This is a genomic window from Streptomyces sp. NPDC005794 (assembly GCF_042871445.1).
Lineage (GTDB): Bacteria > Actinomycetota > Actinomycetes > Streptomycetales > Streptomycetaceae > Streptomyces.
On record NZ_JBIAIN010000005.1, the window covers coordinates 261,906 to 278,706 of the forward strand.

Genomic DNA, 16,801 nt, shown 5'->3' on the forward strand with positions numbered 1-16,801 from the left:
ATGGTGCGCCGCGTCCTCTCACTCACATCCGGCCGGATCGCCGTGGGCATCCTGGTCCTGATCGCCCTGCTCGCCGTCTGCGGTCCCTGGCTCGCCCCGCAGGACCCCCTCGCGACCAGCGACAACACGCTCGCATCGGCGTCGGGCGCCCATTGGCTGGGGACGGACTACCTGGGCCGTGACGTGTTCAGCCGCCTGCTCGACGGCTCGAGGGTCAGCGTGCTCGGATCCCTGGAGGTCGCGCTGATGGCCCTCGTCGTCGGTGCGGTCCCCGGCATCCTGTCGGTCTACTCGGGCCGGGTCTTCGAATGGCTGACCCTCCGTCTGGCCGACACCCTGGTCGCCCTGCCGTTCCTGCTGTTCGCCATCGCCGTGATCGCGCTGCTCGGCAACGGCATCACGCAGGCCATGCTCGTCACGGGCGCGCTGGTCTCACCGCTCTTCTACCGGGTGTCGCGCGCCGCCACGCTGGCCGTGGCCCGCTCGCCGTACGTGGAGGCAGCGATCGTCTCGGGCGCCTCGATGGGCTGGATCGTACGCCGCCATGTCTGGGTCAAGGTGCTCCCGCCGATCGCGGTGGCGCTCGCCCAGACCATCGGCGTGGGCTTCGTCATCGTGTCGAGCCTGACCTTCCTCGGTATCGGCGTCCAGCCGCCGGCTCCCACCTGGGGCGGACTGCTCGCCTCCGATCTGGGCTACCTCAGCCACCAGCCCTGGGCACCCGTGGCACCCGCCCTGCTGATCATGGTCACCGTCTGGGCGTGCAATCTGCTCGCCGACGCCATCCGCGACGTATCCGGTGAAGCGGGCCGCGCGCTGGTCAACCAGCGCAAGGCGCGGGCCCGCACCGGTACATCCGCCCCCGTCTCCGTGGGAGGTTCCCGATGAGGACCCTGTCCCAGAACGCCGCCCCCGACCGCGCCCGCGCGCACGTGTCGGCGGCCCCGGCCGCTCCGCCGGTCATCGCCGTCCGCGACGTACGCATCAGCGACCGTGTCACCGGCCGGGAGATCGTCCACGGGGTCGGCTTCGGCCTCACCCCCGGCAAGGCGGTCGGCATCGTCGGTGAGTCCGGCAGCGGCAAGACCCTCACCTGCCGCGCCGTGCTCGGCATCCTGCCCCCGCACTTCGAGGTCTCCGGCGGAACGGTCGAGATCGACGGCACCGACATCGCGACCCTGACGCCCCGCCGGTGGACGGCCCTGCGCGGCACCACGATCGGCGCCGTCTTCCAGGACCCGGCGTCCTATCTCAACCCGTCGATCCGGGTGGGCTCCCAGATAGCCGAGGTCATCCGGGTCAAGAAGGGCGTGAAGCGGCGCGAGGCGCGCCGGCGCGCCCTCGAACTCCTCGCGGCGGTACGGCTGCGGGACCCGGAGCTGGTCTACGGCCAGTACACCTACGAGCTGTCGGGAGGCATGCTCCAGCGCGTCCTGATCGCGGCGGCGATCGCCGTCGAACCGCGGGCCCTCATCGCCGACGAGGCGACGACGGCCCTCGACGTCACGGTCCAGGCCGAGATCCTCGACCTGCTGGCCGAACTGCGCGAGCGCACCGGTCTGGCACTCGTCGTCGTCTCCCACGACCTGGCCGTCGTCGCCCAGCTGTGCGACGAGGTCCTGGTCATGCGGCAGGGCGAGGTGGTGGAGCAGGGCCCGACGCGGTCGGTGCTGCACGACCCGCAGCACGCGTACACCCGGCTGCTCATGGCCGAGCACGAGCAGTACGGCCTGGACAAGTTCCTCACCCCGAAGACCCCCGAGGCCTCCGAGGCACCCGAGGCCCCCGAGGCCCCCGAGGCCCCCGAGGCCCCCGAGGCACCCCAGGCGCCCCAGGCACCCCAGGCACCGACGGCCTCGAAGGCCCCGAAGGAGGCGTCATGAGCACCGCGTCGCCGGAGGAGAGGGCCACAGGCCGGGAGGAGAAGGCTCCGGCCCCCGTCCTGTCCGTCGAGAACCTGGAGGTCCGTTACGGCCGGGGACGCCGGGGCCGGAGCGCCCTGCGAGGCGTCTCGCTGAGCATCGCGCCCGGGGAGACCGTCGGCGTCATCGGCGAGACGGGCTCCGGGAAGTCCACGCTGGCCCGCGCCGTGCTCGGCCTCGTGCGGGCCTCGGCCGGCTCGATCCGGCTCGGCGGTGAGGACGTGACCCGCCACGGCAACCGCCATTGGCGCGCCCTGCGCCGACGGGGCATCGTCCAGTACGTCTTCCAGGACCCGCTGCGCAGCCTCGACCCCGACCTCACCGTCGAGGACTCCCTGACCGAACCGCTGCTCATCCAGGGGGTGCCGCGCAAGGAGGCGGTCGAACGGGGCCGTGCGTTCCTCGACCGGGTCCACCTCTCCGCCGACCTGCTCGGGCGGCTGCCCGGGGAGCTCTCCGGCGGTCAGCGCCAGCGGGTCGCCGTGGCCCGGGCCCTGGTCACGGAGCCCTCCCTGGTCATCCTCGACGAGCCCGTCAGCGCCCTGGACTCCGCCAACCGCGTCCAGGTCCTGGAGATCCTCAAGGAGCTCCGCGCCGCCGGGACGTCCCTCGTCTTCATCTCCCATGATCTCGGTTCCATCGCCGGGACCGCCGACCGCATCGCCGTGCTCTACCGGGGTGAGCTCGTCGAGGAGGGCGCGGCCCGTGACGTCATCAACCACCCGACGCACGTGTACACGCGCCTGCTCGTGGGCTCCGCGCCGACGCTGCACTCGCGGACAGCCGACCGGACCGAGCGCGAGGCCCTGCGCGCACAGCTGAGCGGCTGACCGCAGAGCAAGGGCCCCTTCGCCCTCCCCCGCACCACTGAGAGGAACACCCCATGTCCCGCAGGATCCACCTCGCACTGCACCCGTACGGCGTCGGCGGCCCCGGCCAGCACGGCCTCTGGAAGGACCCGGGCGTCGCGAAGAACGCCAGCATCGACGTCACCTACTACATCCAGCAGGCCCAGGCGGCCGAACACGCTCTCTTCGACGCGCTGTTCGTCGTCGACAGCCAGTTCATCAACGCCACCTACCCGTCGCACTATCTGAACCGGCTGGAACCGCTCACCCTGCTCTCCGCCGTCGCCACCCACACCAGGAACATCGGCCTGGTCGGCACCGCCAGCTCGACGTACAACTCGCCGTTCAACCTCGCCCGCCGGTTCGCCTCCCTCGACCACATCAGCGGCGGCCGCGCCGGCTGGAACGTGGTGACCAGCTTCGACACCGGTACGTCGAAGAACTACGGGCTCGACGAACACCTCGACTACGCCACCCGGTACGGTCGCGCCCTGGAGTTCGTGCAGGTCGCCCGCGGTCTGTGGGACTCCTACGAGGACGACGCCTTCCCCGCCGACGTGGAGCGCGACGTCTTCCTCGACCCGTCCAGGCTGCACGCGCTGGACCACGACGGGGAGCACTTCAAGGTCGCCGGTCCGCTCAACATCTCCCGCTCGCCGCAGGGACAGCCGGTCATCTTCCAGGCCGGGGTGTCCGCCGAGGGCCGCGACCTCGCCGCGCGCGTCGCCGAGGGCATCTACGCACCGGGCGGCACGCTGGAGTCGGCGCAGGAGTACTACGCCGACATCAAGAAGCGCACCGCGGCCTACGGACGTGACCCCGACCACATCAAGGTCTTCATCCACGGCGGCCCGATCGTCGGCGCGACCGACGAGGAGGCCCGGCGCCGGGAGCGGGAGATCTTCGAGGAGGACAACGACTTCGCGAGCAACCTCGCGCTCCTGGGCCGCTCCTTCGGCGCGTACGACTTCAGCTCGCACGACCTGGACGCGCCGTTCCCGGACGTCGCCCATCTCGCGGAGAAGGGCGGCCGGACGGGCGCCGGGAAGATCATCGAGCGGGCGAAGGCGGAGAACCTGACGTTGCGTCAGGTCGCCGACTCCGTCAACGCGTTCCGTCGCTCGCCGTTCGTCGGCTCCCCGGAGACCGTGGCCGACACCATCGAGCAGTGGTCCGACGCGGGCACCCTGGACGGCATCAACCTGGCCTTCCGGAACAACACCGACCTCGAACGCTTCGTGGACGGTGTGGTGCCGCTCCTGCAGAAGCGCGGCCTGTTCCGGACCGAGTACGAGGCCGACACCCTGCGCGGCAACCTCGGACTGCCCGTCCCCGCGAACCGCCACACCGCCGCGCGCGAGGCCGCGGACAGCTGACACGGGCCCGACCACCCTCACACAGGCACGCCCACACACGCATACGCACACGCAGGAGCCCGAGTTGACCGAGTACACCGACTACCACGCCCCCGAGGGCCTTCGCACGCGCGCCACCCTCCTCGTGGTGCCCGGCCGGGGCGAGACCCGGGCGACCTACACCCGGCTCGGCAGGCGCCTGGCCGCCGACGCCTACCGCGTCCGGGTCGTCGACGCCCCCGTCCTCGACGAGGACGACCTGACCGGTTCACTGACCCGGTTCGGCGCACGACTCGCCGCTGCCGCCGAGGACTCGGCCACCGGCGAGGACGGTGTCGTACGCCCCCTCGTACTGGTGGGAGCCGACAGCGGAGCCGTCGCCGTCGCGGCGCTCCTCGGCCGGGACGACGTACCGGCCGCCGCGCAGCCGGACGCCGTCGTCCTCGCGGGCATCCCCGGCGGCGGAGCCACCGCCGTCGGCCGCTGGGAGGACGAGCTCGACGTGCGTACCGCCTGCCCCGCCCATCGGGGCACGCTCACCGAGGACACCGGAATCCGGCGCGGCGCACTCGACGACGCCGTGCCGGAGCCCCTGCTGTCGGCGGCGTACGGCAGTCACGTGGGCGTTCCCGCGCTGCTCCTGGCCGGCGCCGCCGATCCTCTCGCGGACCGCGAGGCACTCGTGCGTACGGCGCATTCGCTTCCGCGAGCACGACTTTCGGTGGTGCGGGGCGCACACCATGACGTCCTGAACGACATGCAGCACCGTTCGGTGGCCGCGGAGGTCGTCACCTTCCTGGAGACCCTGCGCGACGAGCTGGAGCCGGTCGTGACGGTCGAATCGAGCGCGTGGTAGCCGCTTCCGCACCCGGCACCGCCGGAATTTCAACCCACGACAAGAAAGTAGGGCTCTCCCATGGCAACCATCCTGTCCGTCTCCGGCAGTCCCTCCGCCACCTCCCGTACCGCACGCCTCCTGCGCCACCTGGACGACCGGCTCCGGGACCAGGGCCACGAGGTGAGGCCGCTGGACGTACGCACCCTGCCCGCCGAGGCTCTGCTCGGCGCCGACTTCCGGCACCCGGCCGTCGTCGAGGCCACGGCACTGTTCGAGGGGGCGGACGGGGTGGTCATAGGCACCCCCGTCTACAAGGCCGCCTACTCGGGTCTGCTGAAGACGCTGCTGGACCTGCTTCCTCAGTTCGCGCTGTCCGGCAAGACCGTGCTCCCGCTGGCCACCGGAGGCAGCACGGCCCATGTGCTGGCGATCGACTACGCGCTGCGGCCGGTGCTCAGCTCCATGGGCGCGACGCACATCGTCCCCGGCTGGTTCACACTCGACAAGGACATCACCACCGGCGACGACGGCACGCTGACCGTCGCCCCCGGTACGGCGGAGGCCCTCGCCCAGGTCACGGACGCCTTCTCCCGGGTACTGGGCGGACGCACGGCGGTGCTGGCACCTACCGGCTGAGTCATCGGCCGAGCAGGTCCTCCCCCATCCAGATCCGTCGCCGCGAGCTGAGGGAGCGTCGTCGCGGCATCGTGACCAGCGGCCACCGCGTTCGGGCCGTCCTCTCCGTCCCTCACTCCGCCCTGAGGCGCCGCCACACCGCCTTCGCCGCGTGGTACCCCGACATGCCGTGCACACCGGGGCCGGGCGGGGTGGCCGACGAGCAGAGGAAGACCGCGGGGTGCGCGGTGGCGTACGGCACGCGGGCGAGCTTGGGCCGGAGCACCGTCTGCAGCCCGGCGAACGCCCCGGTGGCGATGTCGCCGCCGACGTAGTTGGCGTTGCGTACGGCGAGGCGGGGCGGTCCGGCGACCGCGCGAGCCAGGACCAGATCGCGGAACCCCGGGGCGAACCGCTCCAGTTGCCGCTCGATGACCTCGGTGGCGTCGCCTTCCCAGCCGGACGGGACGTGCCCGTACACCCAGAAGACGTGGCGGCCTTCGGGGGCGCGGGTCGGGTCGACGATGCTGGGCTGCGCGGTGATCAGGAAGGGAACACTCGGGTCGCGGCCCTCCACTGCGGCGCGCAGGGCCGTGTCGATCTCGGCGGCGGAGGGTCCGAGGTGGACCGTGCCGGCGCGGCGGGCGTCCTCGGCGGTCCAGGGCACGGGGCCCGACAGCGCGTAATCGATCTTGAAGCAGGAGGGTCCGTAGCGGTAGTGGTCGTAGGCGCCGCCGAGCCCCGCGATCCGGGCGAGCGCGGTGGGTGAGGTGTCGAAGACGTACGCGCGGGCGGGCGGGAGTTCGTCGAGGCGCTTGACCTCGATGCCCGTGCGGATGGTGCCGCCCTCTTCGAGCAGGAAGCCGGCCAGCGCGTCGGAGATGGCCTGCGAGCCGCCGCGTGGCACCGGCCAGCCGTTCTCGTGCGCCGCGAGTGCGAAGAGCAGGGCGATCCCGCCGGTCGCGACGCCGCCGGCGGGTGCGATGGCGTGACCGGCGAGGCCCGCGATCAGACCGCGCGCCTTCTCTCCCCGGAAACGTCTGGAGAGCAGCGTGGCGGGCTGGATCGCTGCCAGCCCGAAGCGCGCGTAGCGGTAAGGATCCTTGGGCAGGCCGTCCCACGGGGTGCGCAGGAAGTCCTCGGCGAGGGTGTCCCAGTGGCCCGTGAAGGGGGCGACCAGTCTGCGGTAGGCGCCCGCGTCCTCCGGGCCCAGTGACATGGCGGTCTCCCCGACGGACCGGGTGAGCACGGCGGCGGAGCCGTCCGGGAAGGGGTGGGCGAGCGACAGCGGCGCGTGGAGCCATTCGAGGCCGTGGCGGGCGAGCGGCATCGCCTGGAAGGCCGGCGACCCGATGCCCAGTGGATGTACGGCGGAACACGGGTCGTGGAGGAAGCCGGGGAGGGTCAGCTCCTCGGTGCGGGCACCGCCCCCGACGGTCTCCCCCGCCTCGAAGACCTCCACGGCGAACCCGCGGCGGGCCAGCTCGACCGCGGCTGTCAGCCCGTTCGGGCCCGCCCCCACGACGACGGCATCCAGCATCGATGGCACCTTCGGACTCCTTCGTCAGCCGATGGCCAGGGAACCCAGGATATTCGGGCGCGCCCACAAGGGGCCCCCGGGTAGTCTCCCGCCCGATGAACAGCGCATGCGTACCCTCTCCCGCCGTCGCCGCGATGGCCTCCCGGCTCGCTCGGCTGTCCGGTGTCGAGGCCGTCGCCCTGGGCGGAAGCCGGGCCCGCGGCACCCACCGCCCCGATTCCGACTGGGATCTGGGCGTCTACTACCGGGGTGCCCCTGACCTGGCCGCCCTCACCGCGTTGGCGTCCGGGATCCAGGGGGCGCCCGCCGACGTGGCGGGACCCGGCGGATGGGGCACCTGGGTGAACGGCGGGGCGTGGCTGACGGTGGACGGCGTCGCCGTCGACTGGATCCTGCGCGATCTGGACCGGGTGGAGTCGGTGTGGTCGGACTGCCGGGCGGGCCGCTTCGAGGTGGGGATCCAGCCCGGCCACCCGCTGGGTTTCTGGTCCCCCTGCTACGTGGGGGAGGTCGCCCTCGGCCAGGTGATCGAGGACCCGCGCGGTGAGCTGACGGCCCTCCAGGAGGCGACGCGCGCCTACCCCGAGCCGTTGCGGCGTGCGCTGACCGACGCGGCGTGGGAGGCGGACTTCTCCGTGGCCGCCGCCCGCAAGTCGGCCCCGTCCGGGGACACCCTCCATGTCGCCCTCTGCTTGTCGAAGGCCTTCGGGGTCCTCACCCAGGCCCTGCACGCCCACCACCGTGCCTGGTGCCTCAACGAGAAGGGGGCGCTCGCTTCCGCCGCCGCTCTGCCGGACACCCCGGCTGACTTCGCGGACCGGGTGTCCGAGGCACTGGTCGGCCTGGACACGGCCGCGGTGGAGACGGCGGCCGGTGTCGTCCGCGAGGTGCGGGCGGTGCTGGACGGCTCCTCAGCCGGCGGCGGGATCCGGTCCCCCGCCGGTCCGTAGCGCCTGCAGGATCCTCTCTGCCGTGGCCTCGTCCCTGGCCGCGGTGAACGGCAGGTCGTTCCCCCCGGTGATGCGGTACGGGACGCCTGAGAGCGTCGACTGGGAGCCGCCCGCCTCGGTGACCAGGAGCAGACCCGCCGCGTGGTCCCAGGCGAACTCCCAGTTGAAGGCGACCGCGTCCTGCGCGCCGCAGGCGACGGCGAGGTACTCCAGGCCCGCCGAACCGCACGCGCGGGCGTCGATGCCGTCGGTGCGCAGGCCGAGCAGGGCGCGCTTCTGGGCGTCGGAGGTGTAGTCGGGGTGGGACATGGCCACCTTGAGCACCGCGCCGGGCGCGGGCGAACCGCTGTGCAGGGCGGTGCCGTTGAGTGTGGCGCCCCGGCCCCTCACGGCGACGGCCATCTCGTCGAGGACGGGGGCGTACGTCCACGAGGCGTACAACTCTCCGTGCAGGGCGAGGGCCACCAGGGTGCAGAAGCCGGGTTCGCCGCGCACGAACTGGCGGGTGCCGTCGACCGGGTCGACGATCCACACGGGTGCGTCGCCGCCGAGCGCGTCGTTGACCGAGGGGTCGGCGTGGACGGCTTCCTCGCCGACGACGACCGACCCGGGCAGCAGCCGGGTCAGGGACTCGGTGAGGTACTCCTCGGCCAGCCGGTCGGCGGCGGTGACCAGGTCGTGGGGGCCGCTCTTCTCGACGATCTCGTGTGCGGCCAGCTGCCGGTAGCGCGGCAGGATCTCGGCGGCGGCGGCCGCCCGGACCACCGCCTCCACCTCGGCCGTCCGCCCGGCGGTTCCGTACAGGAAGTCATCGATCATGACTCCAGCTAAGCACGGTCCGCCGGGGGCACCCCGGGCAGGTGGTCAGCGGCCGACGGCGTAGCCCTGCATCCCCCGGGGATTGGCGGCGGCGGACAGGACGCCGGTCTCCGGGTCCCTGGCGACGGCGCACATCCGGCCCTCGGACCACGGGTCGCCGACCGTGACGTCGTGACCGCGGCGGCGGAGCTCCTCGACGACCTCCGGATCCATGCCCTCCTCGACGGTGACGCTGCCCGGGCGCATCCCGCGCGGGAAGAAGGAACCGGGGAAGCTGTCGTTGTGCCAGTTCGGGGCGTCGATGGCGCCCTGGAGGTCGAGGCCGCCACGGACCGTGCCGCGCAGCGCCACGGCGAGGAAGAAGTGCAGCTGCCACTGGTCCTGCTGGTCGCCGCCGGGTGTCCCGAAGGCCATGACGGGGACTCCGTCGCGCAGGGCGAGGGACGGCGTGAGCGTGGTGCGCGGGCGGCGGCCGGGGGTCAGTGTGTTCGGCAGGCCTTCGTCGAGCCAGGCCATCTGGAGCCGGGTGCCGAGCGGGAAGCCCAGTTCGGGCACGACCGGGTTGGACTGGAGCCAGCCGCCGCTGGGCGTGGCGGCGACCATGTTCCCCCAGCGGTCGACGATGTCGAGGTGGCAGGTGTCGCCACGGGTCGCGCCGTCCTTGGCCACGGTCGGCTCGCCCGCTCCGGCCACCGGGATGCCCATGGCGTCGAAGCCGGACTCGCCGGAGGCGACGGCGTGGGCGTGCGCGCTGAGGACCGGGGCCCGGCCGTCAGGGCTGCCGGGGCGCAGCTCCCGGGAGGCGGTGTCCTTGATCAGGGCGCGGCGCTCGTCGTTGTACGGCCCGGAGAGCAGGGTGCCGAGCGGTACGCCGGTGGCGTCGCCGTACCAGGCCTCGCGGTCGGCCATCGCGAGCTTGCAGCCCTCGACGAGCAGGTGGACGTAGTCGGCGGACCCGTACGCCGGGAGTTCGGCCGGGAGGAGGGCGAGCTGCTGGAGGAAGGCGGGGCCCTGGCTCCAGCCGGCCGCCTTGGCCAGCGTCCAGCCGTTCCAGTCGTACGTGGCGGGGGCCTCGTACGTCGCGGACCAGTCCGCCAGGTCGGCGGCGGTGAGGGTGCCGGTGTGGCGGGTGCCGCTGGTGTCCATGGTGGGGACGGCGGCCTGGCGGACCAGCGCCTCGGCGATGAAGCCCGTGCGCCAGACGGCGCGGGCCGCGTCGATCTGAGCGACGCGGTCCCGGCCGCCCTCCTCCTCGGCCTCGGCTGTCAGGCGGCGCCAGGTGGCGGCGAGGGCCGGGTTACGGAAGAGCCTGCCGGGCTCGGGCGCCTTTCCGCCGGGGAGGTAGACCTCGGCGGAGGTCGGCCACTCGGTCTCGAACAGCTCGCGGACGGTCTCCACGGTCTGGCCGACGCGCTCGACGGGGGCGTGCCCGTCCTCGGCGTATCCGATCGCGTACCGCAGGACCTCGGCAAGGGTCTTGGTCCCGTGGTCGCGCAGCAGCAGCATCCAGGCGTCGAAGGCGCCCGGCACGGCGGCGGCGAGCGGGCCGGTGCCGGGGACCAGGTCCAGGCCGAGTGAGCGGTAGTGCGTGGCGGAGGCGCCCGCGGGGGCGGGGCCCTGGCCGCACAGCACCTGTACGTCACCGTCCCTCGGCGCGAGGATCATCGGAACCTCGCCCGCCGGACCGTTGAGGTGCGGCTCGACGACGTGCAGGACGAATCCGGCGGCGACGGCCGCGTCGTAGGCGTTGCCGCCGTCCTCCAGGACGGCCATCGCGGACTGCGAGGCGAGCCAGTGGGTGGAGGACACCATGCCGAAGGTGCCCTGGAGGGTGGGGCGGGTGGTGAACACGGATGCGGCTCCTTGCTGCGTCGTGCGGAGTTTCTTGGTTCCGTGGTGCTTCGCGGATCGTACGTACGGGTGACGGCGCCCGGACAGGGCAGGTCAGGCGGCCGCGTCCGGGGCGGTGCCGTCGTCGGTCACGAGATGGCAGGAGACCTGCCGCCCGCCGGGGATCTCGCGCAGGGCGGGGATCTCGGTGCGGCACCGGTCGACGGCGAGGGGACAGCGGGTGTGGAAGCGGCACCCGGGCGGAGGGTCGAGGGGGCTGGGGAGTTCGCCGTGCAGCACGATGCGCTCGCGGGAGCGCTGGGCGACCGGGTCGGGGACCGGGGCGGCGGAGAGCAGGGCCTGGGTGTAAGGGTGCTTGGGGGCGGCGAACAGTTCGGCGGTCGGGGCCTGTTCGACGATCTGCCCGAGGTACATCACGGCGATCCGGTCGGCGAGGAACTCCACGGCGGCCAGGTCGTGCGTGATGAACAGGCAGCCGAAGCCGCGGTCGCGCTGGAGGTCGGCCAGGAGGTTGAGCACGGAGGCCTGGACCGAGACGTCGAGCGCCGAGGTGGGTTCGTCGGCGACGACCAGATCGGGGTCGCAGGACAGTGCGCGGGCGATCGAGATGCGCTGGCGCTGACCTCCGGACAGCTCGTGGGGGTGCCGGTCGGCGTGCTCGGGGCGCAGTCCGACCTGGCCGAGCAGTTGCTCGACCCGTTCCCGTACGGCCGCTCTGTGGGGTCGGCGGTCCCGGCGGTGCAGCCGGATGGGTTCGGCGATGATCTGGCCGACGGTCATCCGGGGGTCGAGCGAGGACGAGGGGTCCTGGAAGACCAGGTGGAAGTCCTTGCGCAGCGGGCGCAGCGCGCGGCGGGAGAGGTGACTGACGTCGGTGCCGTTGATGTGGACGGTGCCGGCGGTGGGTTCGTCCAGGCGTACGGCGCACCGGCCGACGGTCGATTTGCCGCTGCCCGACTCGCCGACGAGGCCGACGACCTCACCGCGGCCGATGGTGATCGAGACGCCGTCGACGGCCCGGACGGTGCCGCCGCCGGAGGCATCGAAGTGCCGTTCCATGCCGCTGATCTCCAGCACCGGGGGGAGCGGGGTGTCGTTTTCGCCGTCTGCCTCGCGCGGGGCGGGGACGGTCCGTGCGGTGGTCACTTTCCGGCCTCCTGGGGTTCGGTGCTGGTTCCGGGACCGGTCCCGGGATCGGTCTCCGCGTACGGGTGCCAGCAGGCGGCCCGGTGCGAGGCGTCCGCTCCGGCCGACGGGTCGACGGCGCGGAAGCCGGGGCGGCTGCCCGTACAGGTGTCGTCGGCGCGGGGGCAGCGGGGCGCGAACGTACAGGCGTCGGGCTGGCTGTCCAGGCTGGGGACCAGGCCGGGGATCTCGGGCAGCCGCCGTTTGCCCTCGCCGCCGGGCCGCAGCACGGCGCCGAGCAGACCACGGGTGTACGGGTGACGGCTGGAGGCGAACAGGTCGTGGACCGGGGCCTGTTCGACGGCCCGGCCGGCGTACATCACGAGCACCCGGTCGGCGGCGTCGGCGACGACACCGAGGTCGTGGGTGACCAGGACGATGGCGGTGCCGAGGCGTTCGCGCAGGGACTGGAGGACTTCGAGGATGCCCGCCTGCACGGTGACGTCCAGCGCGGTCGTCGGCTCGTCGGCGATGAGGACGGCCGGGTCGCAGGCCACCGCGATGGCGATCATGACGCGCTGTCGCATGCCGCCGGAGAGCTGGTGGGGGTACTCGTCGATCCGGCGTGCGGGTGCCGGGATGCCGACGAGTTCGAGGAGTTCCACGGCGCGTGCCGTGGACTGCTTACGGCTCATCCCCTGGTGCCTGCGCAGCACTTCGCCTATCTGCCGGCCGACGGTGAGGACCGGGTTCAGCGAGGTCATCGGCTCCTGGAAGATCATCGCGATGTCCTTGCCGCGGACCTTCTGGAGCTCCTTCTCCGACGCGCCGACCAGTTCGCGCCCGCCGAGCCTGATCGAGCCGCCGACATGGGCGGTCGGCGGGAGCAGGCCCATCGCCGCCATGGAGGTGACGGACTTCCCGCAGCCCGACTCCCCCACCACGGCGAGGACCTCGCCGGGCGCCAGGTCGTAGGAGACCCCGTCGACGGCGTGCACGGTGCGGGTGTCGGAGCGGAAGGAGACCGACAGGTCGCGCACGCTCAGTGCGGGCTCGGCCGCCGTCTTCCGCACGGGTTCGAGAACGGTCTCGGTCATCGGGTCGCTCCTCGGGGGTCCAGGACGTCACGCAGCCCGTCGCCGAGCAGGTTGAAGGCCAGCGTCGCCGCGACGATCGCGAGGCCGGGGAAGACGGCCAGCCAGGGTGCGGGCGCCAGGAAGGACTGGGCGCCGGAGAGCATCACGCCGAGCGAGGGGTCCGGCGGCTGGACGCCGAGGCCCAGGAAGCTCAGCAGAGCCTCACCGATGATCGCGGCGGGGATGCCCACGGTCGCCTGGACGATAAGGGCGGAGGTGGCGTTGGGGAGGATGTGCCGGAAGAGGACGGTGCCGTCGCCGCCCCCGTTGGCGACGGCCGCGGCGACGTAGTCGACGTGTTTGAGCCGCAGGGTCTCGGCCCGGGTGATCCGGATGACGGCGGGGATCTGCGAGATGCCGATGGCGATGGTCGCGTTGGTGAGTGACGGGCCGAGGATCGCGGCGAGTCCGACGGCGAGCACCAGGAACGGGAACGCCAGCATGGTGTCGGTGAGCCGGGACACCGCGGTGTCCGCGAAGCGGCCGTAGTACCCGGCGAGCAGCCCCAGCGGTACGCCGACGAGGAAGGCCAGCACGACGGCGACGAGGCCGACCTGCATGGACGCGCGGGCGCCGTGGACGATGCGGGAGAGCTGGTCCCTGCCGAGGTCGTCGGTGCCGAGCCAGTGCGCGGCGCCGGGCTCGGCGAGTACGTTGCCGAAGTCCGGCTGCGACGGGTCGTACGGGGCGATGAGCGGGGCGAACAGGGCGGCCAGGACGAAGACGGCCGCGATGACCGCGCCGGTGAGCGCGAGCCGGTTCCTGCGCAGGGCGCGCAGCTTGCCGCCGCCGGGCTTCCGCTTGCTCGCCCCGGGCGGGGTGGGGAGCACTGTGGTCGCGGTGGTCACCGGGCACCTCCGAGCCGGATGCGCGGGTCGATGACCGAATAGACCACGTCGACCAGCAGGTTGATGAGGATGTACGCGGCGGAGGTGCAGAGCACCACGGCCTGGAGTGTCGCGTAGTCGCGGGTGAAGACGGCGTCGATGGTGAGCTTGCCGAAGCCGGGGAGGACGAAGATCTGCTCGGTGACGACGGCGCCGGATATCAGGTGCCCGAGCTGGAGACCGAGCACGGTCACCACGGTGACCAGCGAGTTGCGCAGTGCGTGCCCACCGACGACGGAGCGCCGGGACAGTCCCTTGGCGCGGGCGGTCCGCACGTAGTCGGCGGAGAGCGAGTCGAGCATCGCGGCCCGGGTCTGCCGCATCACGACGGCGGCGAGGCCGGAGCCGAGCACGATCGCGGGCAGCACCATGCGGCGCAGGTTGTCGACGGGATCGGTGCCGAACGGCACGTAACCGGAGGCGGCGAACACCGGGACGACGATGGCGAACCCGAGGACGAGCACGATGCCGAGCCAGAAGGTCGGGATGGAGAGGCCGATCAGCGCGATGGCGTTGGCGAGCCACTCCTCCGGCTTCCCGCGCCGCACCGCGGCGACCACTCCGGCGCCGATGCCGACCACGATCGCCAGGAGCAGGGAGAGCGCGGCCAGTTCCAGCGTGACGGGCAGGGCCTGCGCGATCGCGTCGGCGACCGGGAGGCCCGTACGGGAGGAGGTGCCGAGGTCGCCGGTCAGGGCGTGCCCGATGAACCGCCCGTACTGGATGACGACGTTGTCGTTCAGGCCGTAGCTCTCGCGGATGGCGGCGAGTGCCTCGGGGCTGCGTTCCTCACCGGCCAGCGCGAGCGCCGGGTCGCCGGGCAGGGCCCGGATGCCGGCGAAGACGACGACGCTGACGAGGAAGAGGGTGATGAGGGACTGACGCAGGCGCGTCAGCAGGTATTTCGTCATCGGGTGTACCCCGCGTTCTTGACCCGGACCAGTCCGTCGCCGTAGACGTGGATGCCCGCGACGTCCTTGCCGGCGACGACGTAGTTCTTCTGCCGGTAGAGGTAGATCAGCGCGTGGGCGTCCTGGACGCGCCGGGTGAGTTCGTCGTAGACCGCCGTGCGCCGTGCGGGGTCCGCGACACTGCGGCCCTCCGCGATCAGCTTGTCGATCTCCGGGTCGCCGAGTCCGTAGGCGTTCATGGCGCCCGCGGTCTTGAGGAAGTTGGAGACGTTGCCGTCCGGGTCGAGCCGGCCGGACCAGCCGCTGGTGAAGACGTCGTAGTCGCCGGCGTCGGTCTCCGCGAGCATGGTGGCGTACTCGGTGGGCCGCAGCGACAGTTCGAAGCCCGCCTCCTTGACCATCGCCTGGAGCACCTGGCCCACGCGCCCCTGCTCCGGGGTGGTGGACGTCTTGAGCTCGATCTTCACCGGGGTCTTCACCCCGGCCTCCTTCAGGAGTTCCTTCGCGCGGTCGGCGTCGCGCTGGGGGCAGTCCTGCGGTTCGATGCCCGGGGCGATGGCGGACTGCGGGGAGATGGGGCCGCAGGCCGGCTCGTACATGCCCTGGAAGACGACCTTGTTGAGCAGGTCGCGGTCGATGGCCAGCTCGAAGGCCTCACGGACGCGGACGTCCCGGGCGATCGGGGTGTCGATCTTTCCGGGCTTCTGCCCGAGGCCCTTCACGTTGCCGACGTTCAGTCCGATGCCCTGGTATCCGAGCGAGGGCGAGTTGAACAGCTGGAGCTTCGGCTCGGTCAGTGCGCTCCGTACGTCGACGGGGGCCATCTGGTCTCCGACCTGGAGGTCGCCGGAGCGCAGGTTGGCGAGCCGGACGTTGCCGTCGGGTATGGGCTTGTAGACCACGCCGTCCAGGTGCACCCGGTCGGCGTCGTAGTAGTCCGGGTCCTTCTCGAGCACGATCCGGTCGCCGCCGACGCGCTCGACGAAGCGGAAGGGGCCGACGCAGGAGGGGTGGTTGGTGAAGTTCTTCCCGTACTTCTTCAGGGCGGCCGGTGACATCACCATTCCGGCCCGGTCGGCGAGCACGCCGGTCAGCGGGACGTAGGCGTGGTCGAGCGTCAGTCGGACCGTGAGGGGTCCGGTGGCCTCGGCCTTGCCGACCGGAGCCAGTTCGGTGCCGCGCGCGGATCCGGGGAGATCGCGGTGGCGCAGCAGCGAGGTGACGACCGCGTCGGCGTCCAGCCGGGTCCCGTCGCTGAACTTCACCCCGGGTCGCACCTGGATGGTGACCGTACGGCCGTCGGCCGAGGTGGTGGGGAGCGACGCGGCGAGCTGCGGCACCACGGTGCCGTCCTCGTCGATGTCGTAGAGCTTCTCGCACATGCTCGCGAAGACCGTGCGGCCTACGAGGGTCTGCGCGAGGGTGGGGTCCAGTTTGTCCGGGTCGGAGTTGAGAGCGACGGTGAGTGTCCCGCCGTCGCGTACGGACCGGTCGTCGGTCATGCGCACACCACCGACTTCGGTCGCCGAGGACTGCAACGACGCGCAGCCCGAGGTGAGGGACACCAACGCAACCGCCACCAGGGCAACCGCTTTTCGGCGCACGGGGGCCTACCTCCCGCCAGGGGTGATCAAGGAATATCGCAGACCGTATTTCGCATACAGTCCGCAAGGCAAGGCCTCTGCTCACATAGCGGACAGGTTTTACCTGACGGTCGGACGACGAAAACAGGGGCCCGGACGGCGGCCACCCGCCAGGCCGCTCCGGACAGGGCGTCCGGCCCCGGCCGGCCCGTCACGACCGACCCCCACCCGCTCTCCCGGTCGTATACCAAAGCGGAGTCGACCGCTCCGAACCCGTGCCCCGGAGCCCCCGCGCCCGGCCCGGGAAGTCCCCTCAATTCCCGGATCACCTCAAAACCCTCTCCGTTCCGGACCACCCGCCACGCGCAGGGAAGAGAACCCGGCCCACGCGCGCTGACATGGAAGCGATTCACACTCAGCG

15 protein-coding genes are annotated in these 16,801 nt (G+C 72.3%); 7 read left to right on the forward strand and 8 right to left on the reverse strand.

What is annotated here, in order from left to right; all coding sequences use genetic code 11:
* The 6 genes from ACFYQ5_RS10455 (at position 1) to ssuE (ending at position 5,599) form a co-directional block, all read left to right on the forward strand.
* Entirely contained in the window at positions 1 to 888 is an 888-nt protein-coding gene (locus tag ACFYQ5_RS10455) for an ABC transporter permease (protein WP_389196015.1), read from the forward strand.
* Positions 885 to 1,883, forward strand: coding sequence for an ABC transporter ATP-binding protein (locus tag ACFYQ5_RS10460; RefSeq protein WP_389196018.1), 999 nt, complete (start codon positions 885 to 887; stop codon positions 1,881 to 1,883). The genes ACFYQ5_RS10455 and ACFYQ5_RS10460 overlap by 4 nt, the downstream gene beginning before the upstream one ends.
* Complete coding sequence (locus ACFYQ5_RS10465; RefSeq protein WP_389196021.1) at positions 1,880 to 2,752, forward strand: ABC transporter ATP-binding protein; 873 nt, start codon at positions 1,880 to 1,882, stop codon at positions 2,750 to 2,752. Before ACFYQ5_RS10460 ends, ACFYQ5_RS10465 begins: the two co-directional genes overlap by 4 nt.
* 53 nt (positions 2,753 to 2,805) lie before the next feature.
* Entirely contained in the window at positions 2,806 to 4,146 is a 1,341-nt protein-coding gene (locus ACFYQ5_RS10470; RefSeq protein ID WP_389196024.1) for an NtaA/DmoA family FMN-dependent monooxygenase, read from the forward strand.
* Between the two features lie 64 nt (positions 4,147 to 4,210).
* Positions 4,211 to 4,981: an alpha/beta hydrolase gene (locus tag ACFYQ5_RS10475; protein ID WP_389196027.1), complete on the forward strand. Its 771-nt coding sequence runs from the start codon at positions 4,211 to 4,213 to the stop codon at positions 4,979 to 4,981.
* 60 nt (positions 4,982 to 5,041) lie between these two features.
* Positions 5,042 to 5,599, forward strand: coding sequence for an NADPH-dependent FMN reductase (gene ssuE / locus ACFYQ5_RS10480; RefSeq protein ID WP_389196030.1), 558 nt, complete (start codon positions 5,042 to 5,044; stop codon positions 5,597 to 5,599).
* Positions 5,600 to 5,711: 112 nt separating this feature from the next.
* Here the strand turns inward: ssuE and ACFYQ5_RS10485 are convergent, their stop codons facing one another.
* Positions 5,712 to 7,127 (reverse strand): phytoene desaturase family protein, encoded by a 1,416-nt coding sequence (locus tag ACFYQ5_RS10485; protein ID WP_389196033.1) that lies wholly within the window; start codon positions 7,125 to 7,127, stop codon positions 5,712 to 5,714.
* Positions 7,128 to 7,213: 86 nt separating this feature from the next.
* Between ACFYQ5_RS10485 and ACFYQ5_RS10490 the strand changes: the two genes are divergently transcribed.
* A complete protein-coding gene (locus tag ACFYQ5_RS10490) occupies positions 7,214 to 8,068 on the forward strand; it encodes a nucleotidyltransferase domain-containing protein (protein WP_389196036.1) in 855 nt (284 codons plus the stop codon).
* Here the strand turns inward: ACFYQ5_RS10490 and ACFYQ5_RS10495 are convergent.
* From ACFYQ5_RS10495 to ACFYQ5_RS10525, 7 genes are all read right to left on the reverse strand, one after another.
* Entirely contained in the window at positions 8,030 to 8,887 is an 858-nt protein-coding gene (locus ACFYQ5_RS10495; RefSeq protein WP_389196039.1) for an inositol monophosphatase family protein, read from the reverse strand. The genes ACFYQ5_RS10490 and ACFYQ5_RS10495 overlap by 39 nt on opposite strands.
* A 45-nt stretch (positions 8,888 to 8,932) precedes the next feature.
* Positions 8,933 to 10,738: a gamma-glutamyltransferase family protein gene (locus tag ACFYQ5_RS10500; RefSeq protein ID WP_389196042.1), complete on the reverse strand. Its 1,806-nt coding sequence runs from the start codon at positions 10,736 to 10,738 to the stop codon at positions 8,933 to 8,935.
* 93 nt (positions 10,739 to 10,831) lie between these two features.
* Positions 10,832 to 11,797: an ABC transporter ATP-binding protein gene (locus ACFYQ5_RS10505; protein WP_389196416.1), complete on the reverse strand. Its 966-nt coding sequence runs from the start codon at positions 11,795 to 11,797 to the stop codon at positions 10,832 to 10,834.
* An 83-nt stretch (positions 11,798 to 11,880) separates the two neighbouring features.
* Positions 11,881 to 12,960, reverse strand: coding sequence for an ABC transporter ATP-binding protein (locus tag ACFYQ5_RS10510; protein ID WP_389196045.1), 1,080 nt, complete (start codon positions 12,958 to 12,960; stop codon positions 11,881 to 11,883).
* Positions 12,957 to 13,829, reverse strand: coding sequence for an ABC transporter permease (locus tag ACFYQ5_RS10515; protein ID WP_389196418.1), 873 nt, complete (start codon positions 13,827 to 13,829; stop codon positions 12,957 to 12,959). Before ACFYQ5_RS10515 ends, ACFYQ5_RS10510 begins: the two co-directional genes overlap by 4 nt.
* Positions 13,830 to 13,843: 14 nt before the next feature.
* Complete coding sequence (locus ACFYQ5_RS10520; protein ID WP_389196047.1) at positions 13,844 to 14,797, reverse strand: ABC transporter permease; 954 nt, start codon at positions 14,795 to 14,797, stop codon at positions 13,844 to 13,846.
* Positions 14,794 to 16,299 (reverse strand): ABC transporter substrate-binding protein, encoded by a 1,506-nt coding sequence (locus tag ACFYQ5_RS10525; RefSeq protein WP_389196049.1) that lies wholly within the window; start codon positions 16,297 to 16,299, stop codon positions 14,794 to 14,796. The genes ACFYQ5_RS10520 and ACFYQ5_RS10525 overlap by 4 nt, the downstream gene beginning before the upstream one ends.
* Positions 16,300 to 16,801: the final 502 nt, after the last annotated feature.